13 protein-coding genes are annotated in these 13,864 nt (G+C 70.5%); 4 read left to right on the forward strand and 9 right to left on the reverse strand.

Going from position 1 to position 13,864, the window contains the following annotated elements; genetic code table 11:
• Nucleotides 1-24 precede the first annotated feature (24 nt).
• Entirely contained in the window at nt 25-852 is an 828-nt protein-coding gene (locus DO944_RS08480; protein WP_112616976.1) for a PRD domain-containing protein, read from the forward strand.
• A gap of 7 nt (nt 853-859) precedes the next feature.
• Here the strand turns inward: DO944_RS08480 and DO944_RS08485 are convergent, their stop codons facing one another.
• From DO944_RS08485 to DO944_RS08510, 6 genes are read right to left on the reverse strand one after another with little or no spacing between them, the layout of a single operon-like run.
• Entirely contained in the window at nt 860-1,663 is an 804-nt protein-coding gene (locus DO944_RS08485) for an HpcH/HpaI aldolase/citrate lyase family protein (protein ID WP_112616516.1), read from the reverse strand.
• Nucleotides 1,648-2,433: a 2-keto-4-pentenoate hydratase gene (locus DO944_RS08490; protein ID WP_112616518.1), complete on the reverse strand. Its 786-nt coding sequence runs from the start codon at nt 2,431-2,433 to the stop codon at nt 1,648-1,650. Before DO944_RS08490 ends, DO944_RS08485 begins: the two co-directional genes overlap by 16 nt.
• A gap of 27 nt (nt 2,434-2,460) precedes the next feature.
• On the reverse strand, nt 2,461-3,621 hold the full coding sequence (gene hpaD, locus DO944_RS08495; RefSeq protein WP_112616520.1) for a 3,4-dihydroxyphenylacetate 2,3-dioxygenase: 1,161 nt from the start codon (nt 3,619-3,621) through the stop codon (nt 2,461-2,463).
• A 53-nt stretch (nt 3,622-3,674) separates the two neighbouring features.
• A complete protein-coding gene (gene hpaE, locus DO944_RS08500) occupies nt 3,675-5,186 on the reverse strand; it encodes a 5-carboxymethyl-2-hydroxymuconate semialdehyde dehydrogenase (protein ID WP_112616522.1) in 1,512 nt (503 codons plus the stop codon).
• A 27-nt stretch (nt 5,187-5,213) separates the two neighbouring features.
• Nucleotides 5,214-5,912: a GntR family transcriptional regulator gene (locus DO944_RS08505; RefSeq protein ID WP_112616524.1), complete on the reverse strand. Its 699-nt coding sequence runs from the start codon at nt 5,910-5,912 to the stop codon at nt 5,214-5,216.
• Entirely contained in the window at nt 5,909-7,369 is a 1,461-nt protein-coding gene (locus DO944_RS08510; protein WP_112616526.1) for a fumarylacetoacetate hydrolase family protein, read from the reverse strand. The genes DO944_RS08505 and DO944_RS08510 overlap by 4 nt, the downstream gene beginning before the upstream one ends.
• 76 nt (nt 7,370-7,445) lie before the next feature.
• Here DO944_RS08510 and DO944_RS08515 point away from each other — a divergent pair, with 76 nt between their 5' ends.
• Complete coding sequence (locus tag DO944_RS08515; RefSeq protein ID WP_023952395.1) at nt 7,446-8,846, forward strand: MFS transporter; 1,401 nt, start codon at nt 7,446-7,448, stop codon at nt 8,844-8,846.
• A 22-nt stretch (nt 8,847-8,868) separates the two neighbouring features.
• Nucleotides 8,869-10,758, forward strand: coding sequence for an FAD-dependent monooxygenase (locus DO944_RS08520; protein ID WP_112616528.1), 1,890 nt, complete (start codon nt 8,869-8,871; stop codon nt 10,756-10,758).
• Nucleotides 10,759-10,767: 9 nt separating this feature from the next.
• On the opposite strand, the gene DO944_RS08525 is transcribed toward DO944_RS08520, so the two are convergent.
• Both DO944_RS08525 and DO944_RS08530 read right to left on the reverse strand, forming a co-directional pair.
• Nucleotides 10,768-12,420 (reverse strand): thiamine pyrophosphate-binding protein, encoded by a 1,653-nt coding sequence (locus DO944_RS08525; protein ID WP_112616530.1) that lies wholly within the window; start codon nt 12,418-12,420, stop codon nt 10,768-10,770.
• Nucleotides 12,421-12,576: 156 nt separating this feature from the next.
• Entirely contained in the window at nt 12,577-12,933 is a 357-nt protein-coding gene (locus DO944_RS08530; protein WP_112616532.1) for a hypothetical protein, read from the reverse strand.
• Nucleotides 12,934-13,111: 178 nt separating this feature from the next.
• Between DO944_RS08530 and DO944_RS08535 the strand changes: the two genes are divergently transcribed.
• Nucleotides 13,112-13,621: a MarR family winged helix-turn-helix transcriptional regulator gene (locus DO944_RS08535; RefSeq protein ID WP_112616534.1), complete on the forward strand. Its 510-nt coding sequence runs from the start codon at nt 13,112-13,114 to the stop codon at nt 13,619-13,621.
• A 60-nt stretch (nt 13,622-13,681) separates the two neighbouring features.
• Here DO944_RS08535 and DO944_RS15900 read toward each other — a convergent pair whose 3' ends face one another.
• Entirely contained in the window at nt 13,682-13,804 is a 123-nt protein-coding gene (locus tag DO944_RS15900) for a hypothetical protein (protein ID WP_258524624.1), read from the reverse strand.
• Nucleotides 13,805-13,864 lie beyond the last annotated feature (60 nt).

A 13,864-nucleotide genomic window follows, 5' to 3' on the forward strand; every position in this document is an offset into this window, starting at 1 on the left:
GAGGCCGGGTCGATGAGGACGGGCATGCAGATCATCAAGAAGGTGCTCAACTCGAGCGTCGTGCTCGTCGATGACGAGCGCGGCGTCGAGCGGGTGCTGCTGGGCAAGGGCATCGGATTCGGTGCCAAACCCGGCGACGTCGTCGACGAGGGCGCGACCGATCGGGTGTTCGTCGCGCTCGACGACGCCGATCAGCGGAACCTCGTCGAGCTGCTCGCGCAGATCCCGGGTGAGTTCGTCGAGCTCACCCGGGAGATCGTCCGTGACGCCGTGGCCTCGGGGCTGGATCTCGATCCGCACATCTACCTCACGCTCACCGACCACCTCCACTTCGCCGTCGAGCGTCACCGTCGCGGTCTCGTCGTCGTGAACCGGCTCGCATGGGAACTGCGCACCGTCTACCCCGACGAGTACGCCGTCGGCTCCCGCGGTGTCGAGCTGCTGCGGGCGCGCATGCGCGTGGATGTGCCGGACGAAGAGGCCGCCAATATCGCGTTCCACCTCGCCAACGCCGCCAACGGGCGGGCCGGTGCTGACACGATGCATGTCGTACGGCTCATCTCGGCGGCGACCACGATCGTGTCGAACACCACGGGGATCGCCTTCGGCGACGACCTGCATTCGTCGCGCTTCCTCGTGCACCTGCAGTTCTTCGCCGAGCGGGTGTTCTCGGGGCGCATGCTCGACAGCGACGACGGCTTCCTGTTCGAGAGCATGAGCCGGCGGCATCCTCGGGCGACGGCGACGGCCGAACGCGTGCGTGCGCTCGTGCGGACGCAGCACGACATCGAGATCACCGACGAAGAGGTCGCCTACCTCGCTCTCCACATCGCACGCGCCGTGCCGGGGTGATCCCGCGTCAGTATCCGGCGCGGGTGGTGCGGTCGGCCTCGGGCACCCAGGCCGCCGCGAGCGCTTCCGAGCCGCGGGCCAGCAGCGCGACGTCGGCGCCGACGAGCAGGAAGTCCGCCCCGGCCTCGGCGTAGCCGCGCGCGAGCGCGGGGTCGAAGGCGTTCACGCCCGCCGGTGTGCCGGCGGACCGGGCGTCGGCGAAGACGCGACGGACGGCGGCGACCACGTCGGGGTGGGACTGCTGTCCGAGCAGCCCCATCGAGGCGGCGAGATCGCTCGGGCCGACGAACACGCCGTCGATCCCGTCGACCGCGGCGATGCCCGCGGCGGCGTCGACCCCCGCGGCGGTCTCGATCTGCACGACGAGCGACACGTGCTGCTCGGCCTCGGCCAGGTAGTCGTCGACGCGGTTCCAGCGGGCCGAACGGGCGAGGGCGGAACCGACGCCCCGGATGCCGCGGGGCGGATAGTGCACCGCGCGCACGACCGCCTCGGCCTCGGCGACCGACGACACCATCGGCACGAGCAGGTTCTGCGCACCGAGGTCGAGCACCTGCTTGATCACGACGGGGTCGGCGGTCGGAACCCGCACCATCGTCGTGACCGGTGTCGCGGCGGCCGCCTGCAACTGGGCGAGCACGGACTCGATTCCGTTGGGAGAGTGCTCCATGTCGATGAGCAGCCAGTCGAGTCCGGCGCCGGCGCAGATCTCGGCGACCAGCGGCGACCCGGAGCACACCCAGATCCCCGCGAGCGGGCGGTCCGCGCGACCGAGGGCGTCGCGGAAGGTCGGTGTCAGACGAAACGGCATGCGATCACTCCCATCGGGCCATAGTCGCAGCGGACCTCGTCGCCGCGCGACACCCACATCGGCCGCGTGAACGACCCGGCGAGGATCAGCTCACCCGCCTCCAGGCGCGCGCCGTGCTGCGACACCTTGTTGGCGAGCCAGGCGACCCCCGTCGCGGGATGGCCGAGGACACCCGCCGCCACCCCGGTCTCCTCGATCTCGCCGTTGCGCGAGAGCAGCGCCGGCACCCACCGCAGGTCGATCTCGTCGGGACGCCGCCGCTCGGTGCCGAGCACCATCGCACCGTAAGCGGCGTTGTCGGCGATCGTGTCGACGATCGTGCGCCCCTCGAGCTCGATGTGCGAGTTGAGGATCTCGAGGGCCGGGACGGCATAGTCGATCGCGTCGAGCGCGTCGTCGAGCGTGCAGTCCGGCCCGGCGAGGGGACGGGCGAGCGCGAAGGCGAGCTCGACCTCGACGCGCACGTTCGAGAACCGCTCGGTGGCGATCTCGGCGCCCGAGCCGTAGATCGTGTCGTCGAACATGACGCCGTAGTCGGGCTCGGTGATCCCGGTCGCCTGCTGCATCGCTTTCGAGGTCAGACCGATCTTGCGTCCCACGAGCCGGCGGCCCGAGGCGATCATCCGGTCGCGCCACACGCCCTGGATGGCGTACGAGTCCTCGACGGTGGCGCCGGGGTACCGCGCCGTGATGCGCGGGATGACGCCGTGCGTGCGGTCGGCCTCGGCCAGTTCGTCCGCGATGGCGGCGATGTCGTCGGGGGAGAGCATGAGCGTCCTTCCAGAGCTGGTTGCAGATCAGAGCTGGTTGCCGAGCTTGTACTCGCCCTGTTTGTACTCGGGCAGCCCGTCGTCGCCGGGTCGGGTGTACGAGAACCCGTCGGCGCCGATCGTGACGGCCATCTCCGAGTCGTCGGTGCGGGCGCGGAGCGGCTGGGGCTTCCCGTCGAGGTCGAGGACGAGGGAGGCCTCGGTGTACCAGGAGGGCACGACGGGGTTGCCCCACCAGTCGCGGCGCTGGTTGTCGTGCACGTCCCACGTGATGACGGGATTGTCGGGGTCGCCGGTGTAGTAGTCCTGCGTGTAGATCTCGACGCGGTGTCCGTCGGGGTCGCGCAGGTAGAGGTAGAACGCGTTCGAGACGCCGTGGCGCCCCGGCCCCCGCTCGATCGCGTCCGACCGGCGGAGCGCGCCGAGCTTGTCGCAGATCGCGAGGATGTTGTGCTTCTCGTGCGTCGCGAAGGCCACGTGGTGCATCCGGGGGCCGTCACCGCCGGTCATCGCGGTGTCGTGGACGGTCGGTTTCCGCCGCATCCATGCCGCGTACACCGTGCCCGCGTCATCCTGGATGTCCTCGGTCACCCGGAACCCGAGCGACTGCATGAACTGCACGGCGCGCGGGACGTCCGGGGTCACCTGGTTGAAGTGATCCAGACGCACGAGCTCGCCGGGCGTGTGGAGGTCGTAGCGCCATGAGAGGCGCTCGACGTGCTCGGTCTGGAAGAAGAACTCGTACGGGAAGCCGAGGGGATCCTCGACGCGGACCGAGTCGCCGATGCCCCGCACGAAGCCCTCCGGGCGCCGCTCGACCCGGCACCCGAGCTCGGTGTAGAACGCGACGGCGCGGTCGAGGTCGTCGGCCGACCGGACGCGGTACGAGAACGCCGCGACGGCGGCGACCGGTCCCTGCCGCAGGATCAGGTTGTGGTGGATGAACTCCTCGGTCGAACGGAGGTAGATCGCCTCGTCGTCCTCCTCGGTGACGTAGAGCCCGAGCACGTCGACGTAAAACTCCCGTGAGGCGGCGAGGTCGGTGACGACCAGCTCCATGTAGGCGCAGCGGAGGATGTCGGGCGCCGGCGCCGTCGGCGTCGGGATCGGGTCGTCGCAGGTGATCGGCGCCTCCTGGCTGACGAAGTAGCCCGAGGAGGTCCGGGTCATCTGGTCGCGGTGGGTCATGACAGCGTCCTTGCTCTCGATGTCGGGTGGGTCCGGCGGTTCCGGGCGGCGGGTCAGCTTTTGCCGAAAGTCGGGTTGTGGACCGCGCCGAGGGTGATGTGCACCGCCTGCTGGTGCGTGTAGAAGTCGATCGACCGGTAGCCGCCCTCGTGGCCGAGGCCGGACGCCTTGACCCCGCCGAACGGGGTGCGCAGGTCGCGCACGTTGTTGGAGTTGAGCCAGACCATCCCCGCCTCCACGGCCTGCGAGAAGTTGTGCGCCCGCTTCAGGTCGTTGGTCCAGATGTAGGCGGCGAGTCCGTATTTCGTGTCGTTGGCGAGGTCCAGCGCCTCGGCATCCGTGTCGAACGGGGTGATCGCGACGACCGGGCCGAAGATCTCCTCCTGGAAGATCCGCGCCGTCGGGGCGACGTCGGCGAACACGGTCGGGGCGACGAAGGTGCCGCTCTCGAACCCCTCAGGGCGTCCGCCGCCGGCGACGAGGCGGCCCTCGCTCTTTCCGAGCTCGACGTACGACATGACCTTCTCGAAGTGCTCGGGATGCACGAGCGCGCCCACCTCGGTCGCCGGGTCGTGGGGGAAGCCGACTCGCACCCGCTGGGCCTGCGCGGCGTAGCGTTCGACGAACTCGTCGTACACCGCGCGCTCGACGAGGATGCGGCTGCCGGCCGTGCAGCGCTCGCCGTTGAGAGAGAACACACCGAAGATCGTGGCGTCGATCGCCGCGTCGAGATCCGCGTCGGCGAAGACGATCGCCGGGCTCTTCCCGCCGAGCTCCATCGACAGCCCCTTGAGGTGCGGCGCCGCGTTGGCGAAGATCAGCTGCCCCGTCGAGCTCTCGCCCGTGAACGAGATGAGCGGCACGTCGGGGTGCTTCACGAGCGCGTCGCCCGCGTCCTCGCCGAGGCCGTTGACCAGGTTGAAGACCCCCGGCGGCAGTCCGGCCTCCTCGAAGATGCCCGCCCACAGCGACGCGGACAGGGGCGTGAACTCGGCGGGCTTCAGCACGACCGTGTTGCCGGTGGCGAGCGCCGGGGCGAGCTTCCACGACTCGAGCATGAACGGGGTGTTCCACGGCGTGATGAGCCCCGCGACGCCGATGGGCTTGCGGTTGACATAGTTGATCTGACGGCCGGGCACCTTGTAGGTGTCATCGGCCTGGGCGACGATCAGGTCGGCGAAGAACCGGAAGTTCTCGGCGGCCCGCCGGGCCTGGCCGAGCGCCTGCGTGATGGGGAGTCCGGAGTCGAACGACTCGAGCTCGGCGAGGCGGGCGTCGCGAGACTCGACCAGGTCGGCGATGCGGTGCAGCACGCGCGAGCGCTCGCGCGGGAGCATCCGCGGCCACGGCCCCTCGGTGAACGCGCGGCGGGCTGCCGCGACGGCCGCATCGACGTCGGCTTTCTTGCCGGCGGCCGCCTGCAGGTACACGCGTCCGGTGACGGGGTCGAGCACGTCGAACGTCGCGCCGTCGGCCGAGTCGACGAGCGACCCGTCGATGTAGTGACGGATGGCGCCGGGCAGGTCCGCGGGCGTGTGGGGGGCGGTGAGCGTCGTGTCGGTCATCTCGTGCGTCCTTGCAGCAGGGGGCGGTCAGAAGTTGGGCAGGCCGAGCGCCTGATCGGGGTGCTCGTGCGTCATGTAGGCGTCGAGGGTGGCCGAGCGGTGGCGCCGCGCGGCTTGCTCGATCTCGGTGAGGGGCGCCCCTCGTTCGATCAGCGCCAGGATATGCTCGTGCTCCCGCACCGACTCCTGCGCGCGGCCCGGGACGAAGCTGAAGGTCGAGTCGCGCAGGTGTCCGAGCCGTGCCCATTCGGCCTGCACGAGTTCGAGCATTCGAGGGTTGGCGCACTGCTCGAACAGCGTCGCGTGGAACTCCTGGTTCAACCGGGTGAACGAGCGCGGATCGAAGTGATCGAGAGACTCGGTCATCAGCGCGTTGATCTCGCGCGCACGCCGGATGTCGTCGACGCTCAGCGCGCGCGCCGCGAGCGCCGTCGCGGCGCCCTCGAGGATCGACAGCGCCTGCATGCTGAAGCGGTACTGCGAGTCGTCGACCATCGCCACGCGGGCGCCGATGTTGCGCTCGAAGGTCACGAGGCCCTCGGCCTCGAGCTGGCGGATCGCCTCGCGCACCGGGACGACGCTCATGTCGAGCTCGCCGGCGATCGTCCCGAGCACGAGCCGGTACCCCGGGGTGAACTCCTGCTCGGCGATGCGCTCGCGGATCCAGTGATACGCGCGCTGCGACTTGCTCTGCGTCTCGGGCAGGGGAGGCGTGGGGGAGGTCATGCGTCGCGCTCGCCGTCGTACCGGGCGCGCCACGCCGCGTTCATCGGGAACAGCCCGTCGACCGAGGCGCCCTCCGCCACGCGCGCGGCGATCCAGGCGTCCTCGTCCTCCTGAGCGAGGGCCGCATCGACGACCTCGGCGACGAGAGAGGGCGGGATGACGATGACCCCGTCGGCGTCGCCCACGATGACGTCTCCGGGCTGGACGGTCGCGCCGCCGCAGGCGATGGTTCCGCCCGCCTGCCACGGGACGTGCTTGCGCCCGAGGACGGCCGGATGCGCGCCCGCGGCATAGACGGGCAGCCCGATCTCGGCGACGGCGGCGTAGTCGCGCACGCCGCCGTCGGTGACGACGCCGGCGGCTCCCCGGGTCCGGGCGCGGAGGGCCAGGATGTCGCCGAGCGTGCCCGATCCGGTCTCGCCGCGCGCCTCGATGACGATGACCTCGCCGGGCGAGACCGCGTCGAACACCTGCTTCTGCGCGTTGAAGCCGCCGCCGTGCCGGGCGAAGAGGTCGGGGCGGAACGGCACGAACCGCAGCGTGGCGGCCGTTCCGACGAGCTTGCTGGCGGGGTGCATCGGCCGCACGCCGTCGATCGTCACGTCGTCGAGCCCGCGCTTGCGCAGCTGCTGCGACAGCGCCGCGACGGGCACGCGCTCGAGCTTGGCCCGGAGATCGTCGGTGAGGCCGGATGCCGGCTCGTCCGGCAGCCCGGCAGCTTCGCGCGATCCCCACGCCTCCTCGCGCTGGATGTCGTCGACCGTGGGAAGCGAGCCGAGCGCGGGATCGAACGCGGGGCCCGCGTCGGCGACGACGGTCGTCACGAGTCGCCCCGACGTGGCGCCGGTGTCGAGCGCGTCGACCTCGACCTCGACGACGTCGCCGGGGACGATGACCGACGATCCGGCCGGCGTGCCGGTCAGGATGACGTCGCCGGTCTCGAGGGTCAGGTGCTGCGAGAGGTCGGCGACGATCTGCGCCAGCGGGAACAGCAGGCCGCCGGTGGTGTCGTCCTGCACGAGGTCGCCGTTGACCCAGGCGCGGACGCGGAGCCGGTGCGGGTCGACGGTCCGGGCGTCGATGAGGTCGGGGCCGAGGGGAGTGAAGCCGTCACGGCTCTTCGAGCGGAGGTTCGATCCCTTGTCGGCGGCGCGCAGGTCGTAGACGCCGAGGTCGTTGGCCGCGGTGACGGCGGCGACGTGGTCCCAGGCCTCGGCGAGGCCGACCCGGTGCGCGTCGCGCCCGATGACGAGCGCGATCTCGCCCTCGAACGCCAGCAGCTCGGTACCCGCCGGGCGTTCGACCGTGTCGCCGCTCCCGGCGATCGAGCTCGACGCCTTCAGGAAGTACGAGGGGGCGGCGGGCGTGCGCCCGCGCTGCGCGGCCCGGGATGCATAGCTCAGGTGGACCGCGATGATCTTGCCCGGTCGACCGGAGCTTCCTCGCTCTTGTCTCATATTCGAAATCGTATATGATCATCGCCAGCAGAACAACGTCTGCAGACAACGTCGTCGACACCTCGGGAGCACGAAGATGAGCACCCCCACATCCACCCCCGGTCCGGCCGCACGCAGCGGCTTCACTCCGACCGGGACCATCGCCACCGCCGCCGACCGCCGCCGCGTGGTCTTCGCCACCGTCGTCGGGACGACGGTCGAGTGGTACGACTTCTTCATCTACGCCACGGCGGTCGGGCTGGTCTTCGGCCAGCTCTTCTTCGCTCCGCTCGGCGCCAACAGCGCGTTGATCGGTTTCGCCACCGTCGGGGTGAGCTTCCTCTTCCGGCCCCTCGGCGCCTTCCTCGCCGGCCATCTCGGCGACCGGCTCGGGCGCAAGCTCGTGCTGATGTGGACGCTCATCCTCATGGGCGTCGCGACGGCACTGATCGGCCTGTTGCCCACGTACGAGACGATCGGCCTCGCCGCGCCGGTCATCCTCGTGCTGCTGCGCATCGTCCAGGGCATCTCGGCCGGCGGCGAATGGGGCGGTGCCGTGCTCATGGCCGTCGAGCACGCCCCGAAGACGCGCCGTGGCGCATTCGGCGCGTCGCCGCAGATCGGCGTACCGCTCGGCCTCCTCCTCGCGTCCGGAGTGATGGCGCTCATGGCCATGATCGCTCCCGGCGAGGCGTTCCTGGCCTGGGGCTGGCGGGTCCCGTTCCTCCTGAGCGTCGTGCTCATCCTCGTCGGCTGGTACGTGCGTCGCCGCGTGGAGGAGAGCCCCGTGTTCACCGAGCTCGCCGAGCGGCGCGAGAAGGCCCACATGCCGATCGTGCAGCTCTTCCGCAAGCACGCCGCTCTCGTGATCATCGCCGCGTTCGTCTTCGCGGGGAACAACGCCGTCGGCTACATGACCACCGGCGGCTACATCCAGAACTACGCCACCAACCCCGACGGACCGCTCGGGTTCGACCGCGAACCGGTCCTGTGGGCGGTCGCCGGTTCGGCGGTCACCTGGCTCGTCACGACGCTCATCGCCGGGTTCCTCTCCGACCGCATCGGGCGCCGCACGACCTACATAGCCGGCTGGATCCTCCAGCTCGCGGGCGTGTTCGCTCTCTTCCCACTCGTGAACACCGGAAGCATCGGCCTCCTCTTCGCCGGGCTGGCGATCCTGACGATCGGCCTGGGCCTGACGTACGGCCCGCAGGCCGCCCTGTACGCCGAGCTCTTCCCAGCATCCATCCGGTTCTCGGGCGTCTCGATCTCCTACGCCATCGGCGCCATCCTCGGCGGCGCGTTCGCGCCGACGATCGCCACCGCGCTCGTGCAGGCGACGGGATCGACCATGTCGGTGACCTGGTACCTGGCGGGGATGACGGTGCTCGGGCTCGTCGCGACGCTGCTGCTGCGCGACCGCAGCGGCATCCCGCTCGACCCCGACCACGAGGCCGAGCAGTCGGTCAGCCCGATCGTCGGCACCGGCCGGCGCTGACCGCGGCGGCGAGGAGGGCACGATGCAGTTCCATCATCACGGCTACGTCTCGGGAGATCCGCGCGTGCAGCCCGCGGCCGGTCGCGGGCTGCACCGCACCGCCGAGCTGCCCGACGAGACCGACGTCCTCATCGTCGGCTCGGGACCGGCGGGGATGCTGCTGACGGCGCAGCTGTCGCAGTTCCCCGATGTCGACGTGAGATTGATCGAGCGCCGCGAGGGGCGTCTCGAGCTGGGACAGGCAGACGGCATCCAGCCGCGGAGCGTGGAGACCTTCCAGGCGTTCGGATTCGCCGAGCGCATCATGGCCGAGGCCTACAACATCGGCTGGATGAACTTCTGGGCACCCGACCCGGAGGATCCGACGCGCATCGTGCGCACCATGCGCACGGAGGACTATGCGTTGCGGATGAGCGAGTTCCCGCACCTGATCGTCAACCAGGCGCGCGTGCTCGACTACTTCGCCGAGGCCGCGGCGCAGGGACCGGGGCGCGTCGTGCCCGACTACGGCGTCGAGTTCCTCGGGCTGACCGTCGGCGAGGAGGGCGAGTTCCCCGTCGAGGTGCGGGTGCGTCATGTCGCGGGCGCCCGGGCGGGTGAGGAGCGCACGATCCGCGCGAAGTACGTCGCGGGGTGCGACGGCGCGCGCAGCCGCGTGCGCGACGCGATCGGCCGGGTGCACGTCGGGGCGGCGTCGGCGCACGCCTGGGGCGTCATGGACGTGCTGGTGAACACCGACTTCCCCGACTGGCGCATCAAGTGCGCGATCAACTCAGCGGCGGGCAACATCCTGCACATCCCGCGCGAGGGCGGCTACCTCAGCCGCATGTACATCGACCTCGGCGAGGTCGCCCCCGACGACGATCATCGCGTGCGGCAGACGCCGATCGACGAGATCATCCGGCGAGCCAACGCGATCCTGCACCCGTACTCGATCGACGTGAGAGAAGTCGCCTGGCACAGCGTCTACGAGGTGGGGCATCGCGTCACCGACGGCTTCGACGACGTGCCGGCGGCCGCCCCGCGCGCGCCGCGCGTGTTCCTGACCGGCGACGCCTGCCACACCCACAGCGCGAAGGCCGGGCAGGGGATGAACGTCTCGATGCAGGACGGCTTCAACCTCGGGTGGAAGCTCGGCCACGTCCTGACGGGCCTGGCGGCGCCGTCGCTGCTGTCGACGTACGGGGCGGAACGACGCCCCGTCGCGCAGCAGCTGATCGACTTCGACCGGGAGTGGTCGGCCCTCATCGCGCGCAAGCCCGAGGAGATCACCGACCCGCAGGATCTCGCGACCCACTACCTCGCGACGGCGGAGTTCCCCTCCGGCTTCCGCACCCGGTACGACCCGTCGGAGATCGTCGCGGATGCCGCGCACCAGGACCTCGCTTCGGGCTTCCCGATCGGCATGCGATTCGCGTCGGTCGAGGTCGCGCGCGTCGCCGACGGCAACGCCGTGCACCTGGGTCACCATGCCCGGGCCGACGGGCGGTGGCGCATCTATGCGTTCGCCGACGCCCCGTTGCCGGGCGCGCCGTCCGCGCTCGACGACTTCGCGCGGTGGCTCGCGTCGCCCGTGTCGCCGGTGTCCGTGCACACCCCCGCGGGCGCCGACGTCGACGCGGTGTTCGACGTCAAGGTGGTGTACCAGCAGCGGTACGACGAGATCGAGCTGCCGCTCGTGCCCGACATCTTCCGCCCCCGCACCGGCCCGCTCGGCCTGACGGACTGGGAGAAGGTGTTCGCCGCGGCACCGAGCGCGTGGCACGATGCCGACATCTTCGACGAGCGCGGGCTCTCGCGCGACGGAGTCGTCGTTGTCGTCCGCCCCGACCAGTACGTCGCGGCTGTGCTGCCGCTCACCGCGACCGACGAGCTGACCGCCTTCTTCGCGGGAGCCCTGCTGCGCGCCTAGGGCTTCGCCCTAGGAGTTCACGCGGAGGATCTCCTCCTGGTACGGGGCGCGGATCGTCGCCGACACCCGCAGGTCGAGCAGGAGGAACCGGCGCTCATCGGCGGGGCGTTCGCGCCACCGGGCGAGGGCCTCGAGATCGTCGAGCGTGCGCACCACGACGGCCTCGCCGCCGACCGCGCGGCACAGCGCGGCGAAGTCGACCTCGGGGATGAGCATGGGGGCGGGGGCGAGGCCCTGCGCGCCGTACAGGTGCACCTCGGCGCCGTACGCGCGGTCGTTCCACACGACGGCGAGGCCGCGGCCGCCGGCGACCCGGACGGCCGACTCGAGGTCGCTGACGGCCATGAGACCGCCGCCGTCGCCCGTCGTCAGCACGATCGTCGCGTCGGGACGGGCGCGGGCTGCGCCGGGGACCGAGGGGAAGCCGAGGCCGATCGACTGATAGGCGGTGCCGACCATCATCATCCGGTCGGGTGACGACACGGGCCAGTACATGTTCGCCCATCCGATGAAGTGGCCACCGTCCGACACGACGACGCGGTCCTCGGGCAGCAGCTCTCCGATCCGCCGCGCGGCGGACCGCGGGTCGAGACGCCCGTCGGGGGCGAGGGCGTCGCCGGGGAGATGGTCGCGCAGGGCGGCGATGTCGAGCGACTCGCGCCATCCGCTCGCCGGAGGGACGAGCGCGGCGAGCTCGTCGGCGATCGCCCGGGCCGCGAGGGCCGCGTCGGCGCGCAGGTAGAGCCCGACGTGCGGATGCGTCGCCGTGGATGCCGTGTCGATCTGAGCGACCGTCGTCCCGGGGGCGAACAGAGTCCCGAACCGCATCGTGAACTGGTTGAGAGACGCGCCGACGACGAGCACGACATCGGCGTCGTGGATGACGGACATCGCCCCGTCGGCGCCGAATCCACCGGTCACGCCGAGATCGAACTCCGGACGCGGGAAGACCCCCCGCCCGAGGGCCGTGGTCGCGGTCACCGCTCCCGTCGCATCGGCGATGGCGCCGAGAGCGGTGCCTGCTCCGGCGAGCCACGCGCCGCGCCCCGCGAGGAGGAGGGGCCGCTGCGAGCCCGCCAGTGCGCGGGCGATCTGCGTCACGGTTCCGGTCGCGAACGGCGTGGCGGGAGCGAGCTCAGGCGCTCGTCGCGGCTCGGGGGTACGGGTGATCGGGCCGGCGTCGGCTTTGGCGACGTCGTAGGGGATCGCCAGCACGACGGGGGAGGAGTACGCGAGGGCGTGCTCGATCGCGATGACGGTCGTGGCCGCGGGATCCGCCCGGCCCACCGTGTAGGTGCGGACTCCGACCGCCGAGGCGAGCGCGATCTGGTCGACATCCCACGGGCGCGGGCCGGACGTCGGCGCATCGCCGACGACGAGGACCAGCGGGGTGCGTGCCTGCGCTGCCTCCGCGAGCGGTGTCAGGGTGTTGGTGAACCCCGCTCCGTACGTCGCGGTCGCGGCCGCGAGGCCTCCGCCGGCACGGTAGTGGGCATCGGCGGACACCACGCCGCCCGCTTCATGACGGAGCGCGGTGAAGGTGACGCCGGGGGAGCGCTCGAGCGCATCGAGCAGGTGTGCGTTGCCATTGCCCATCACGCCGAAGACGTGCGAGACGTGTCGGGAGAGGGCGGCGGCGACGTGCGCGGAGACGGAGGGCATGGCGATGCCTTTCGAGACGGAACGGTGATGGAGGCCGTATGTGTCTCACGCGCGGATGCCGCTTCGTGCCCATTTTTCGAGCACCGACGGCAACGCCGCCGCCGGACGTTCCGATTATAGGAACGACCGACGACGGCGTGAAGTGTTCGGTACGGGTTACGCCGGGACCTTCAGTCGCGGCACTCCGGCGGCCACCGGCCGCAGCTCGCGCTGCGGGGCCTCGGGTATCTCCTGGTCCAGCGCGACGACGAGTCCGGCGGACGACGTCGCCGCATTGGCCATGTCGCGGATGGCGGCCGGGTTGAGGACCTCCATGTCGGCGCTTTCGAAGACGAAGCGCAGCGGGATGGACGGCTGCAGCCAGATCGAGGAACGACCGTCATCGGCCGTCCACGACATCATGAAGCTCTCGTTGCGCCGCAGCTTCGTCGCGATGACGACTTTGAGGTGCGCGAGCAGGCGGTCCGGGATCTCGATTCGGGTGTCGGAGTTTCCGTAGTGGAGCTGTCCCATGCTGTCCTCCTGAGATCGTCGATGAGCGAGTGAAGTGTTGGTTCCCTCGTTAAGTATCTAGCCAGACAAGACAGTTTCTGTCAATTCTTAGATCCTATGTATCTCACCATCTGTGAAAGACAGAATCTGTCAAGCTGGGCTAGTGTTCTAGGATGCTGTCGGAGGAGGTGGCAACCCGATGCCTCAAAACGTCGTCCGTCATGAAGGACTTCACCTGTACGCGGATCAACCTCGTGACGAGGTCGGTCGTCGGCTGAGCGACGCCGTGCTGCGTCTGCGGCGCGCGGAACAGGTGCAGGCCGGGCTCGCCGTGCGCGCCTCCGAGCTGTCGGCGATCGACTTGACCGCGCTGCGCTACCTCGTTCAGGGACACCGCGACGGCCGCGATCTCGGGCCCAAGGACCTCATCGTCATGCTCGCCACCTCGAGCGCCACGGTGACCAACGTCGTCGAGCGTCTCGCCTCGAAGGGCCTGGTCGAGCGCGTGCAGCACCCCAGCGACCGCCGGGCGCACTACCTCGTTCCGACCGCCGCCGCCGTCGAGCGGGTGGATGCCGCCTTCGCCGCCCATCACCAGGCGATTGTGACGGTCATCGATGAGCTCGATCCCGAGCGTACCGCTATCGCGGCCGAGGTCATCGACCTCCTCGCTTCCGCCCTCGACGAGATCGCCGAGCGCAGGGCCTGACTCCCGAAACGAAGCGGGGGCCGACTCCATATCAGTGGTGTCGGCCCCCGCTTCGTCGTGTCAGCTGTCTTCGCCCTCGGCCTGCGAGGGGTGTCCCGTCTCCTCTTCCGGGGCTTCGCCCGTGTCGGGGTGATCGGGGTCGGCGCCTTCGGCCTGGCTGGGCTTCGCGTCGTCTCGTGACATCGACGGTCTCCTTCCGAGATGGGGTCGTCGTCTCTGGCTATCACGCTTGTCCGACCCCCG

Source organism: Microbacterium sp. SMR1 (genome assembly GCF_003289625.1).
GTDB classification, from domain to species: Bacteria; Actinomycetota; Actinomycetes; order Actinomycetales; family Microbacteriaceae; genus Microbacterium; species Microbacterium plantarum.

Bases quoted from the DNA above. Each gene is read 5' to 3' on its own strand.
- DO944_RS08480 (WP_112616976.1), top strand. From the start codon at position 25: ATGCAGATCATCAAGAAGGTGCTCAACTCGAGCGTCGTGCTCGTCGAT.
- DO944_RS08485 (WP_112616516.1), bottom strand. From the start codon at position 1,663: ATGCCGTTTCGTCTGACACCGACCTTCCGCGACGCCCTCGGTCGCGCG.
- DO944_RS08490 (WP_112616518.1), bottom strand. From the start codon at position 2,433: ATGCTCTCCCCCGACGACATCGCCGCCATCGCGGACGAACTGGCCGAG.
- hpaD (WP_112616520.1), bottom strand. From the start codon at position 3,621: ATGACCCACCGCGACCAGATGACCCGGACCTCCTCGGGCTACTTCGTC.
- hpaE (WP_112616522.1), bottom strand. From the start codon at position 5,186: ATGACCGACACGACGCTCACCGCCCCCCACACGCCCGCGGACCTGCCC.
- DO944_RS08505 (WP_112616524.1), bottom strand. From the start codon at position 5,912: ATGACCTCCCCCACGCCTCCCCTGCCCGAGACGCAGAGCAAGTCGCAG.
- DO944_RS08510 (WP_112616526.1), bottom strand. From the start codon at position 7,369: ATGAGACAAGAGCGAGGAAGCTCCGGTCGACCGGGCAAGATCATCGCG.
- DO944_RS08515 (WP_023952395.1), top strand. From the start codon at position 7,446: ATGAGCACCCCCACATCCACCCCCGGTCCGGCCGCACGCAGCGGCTTC.
- DO944_RS08520 (WP_112616528.1), top strand. From the start codon at position 8,869: ATGCAGTTCCATCATCACGGCTACGTCTCGGGAGATCCGCGCGTGCAG.
- DO944_RS08525 (WP_112616530.1), bottom strand. From the start codon at position 12,420: ATGCCCTCCGTCTCCGCGCACGTCGCCGCCGCCCTCTCCCGACACGTC.
- DO944_RS08530 (WP_112616532.1), bottom strand. From the start codon at position 12,933: ATGGGACAGCTCCACTACGGAAACTCCGACACCCGAATCGAGATCCCG.
- DO944_RS08535 (WP_112616534.1), top strand. From the start codon at position 13,112: ATGCCTCAAAACGTCGTCCGTCATGAAGGACTTCACCTGTACGCGGAT.
- DO944_RS15900 (WP_258524624.1), bottom strand. From the start codon at position 13,804: ATGTCACGAGACGACGCGAAGCCCAGCCAGGCCGAAGGCGCCGACCCC.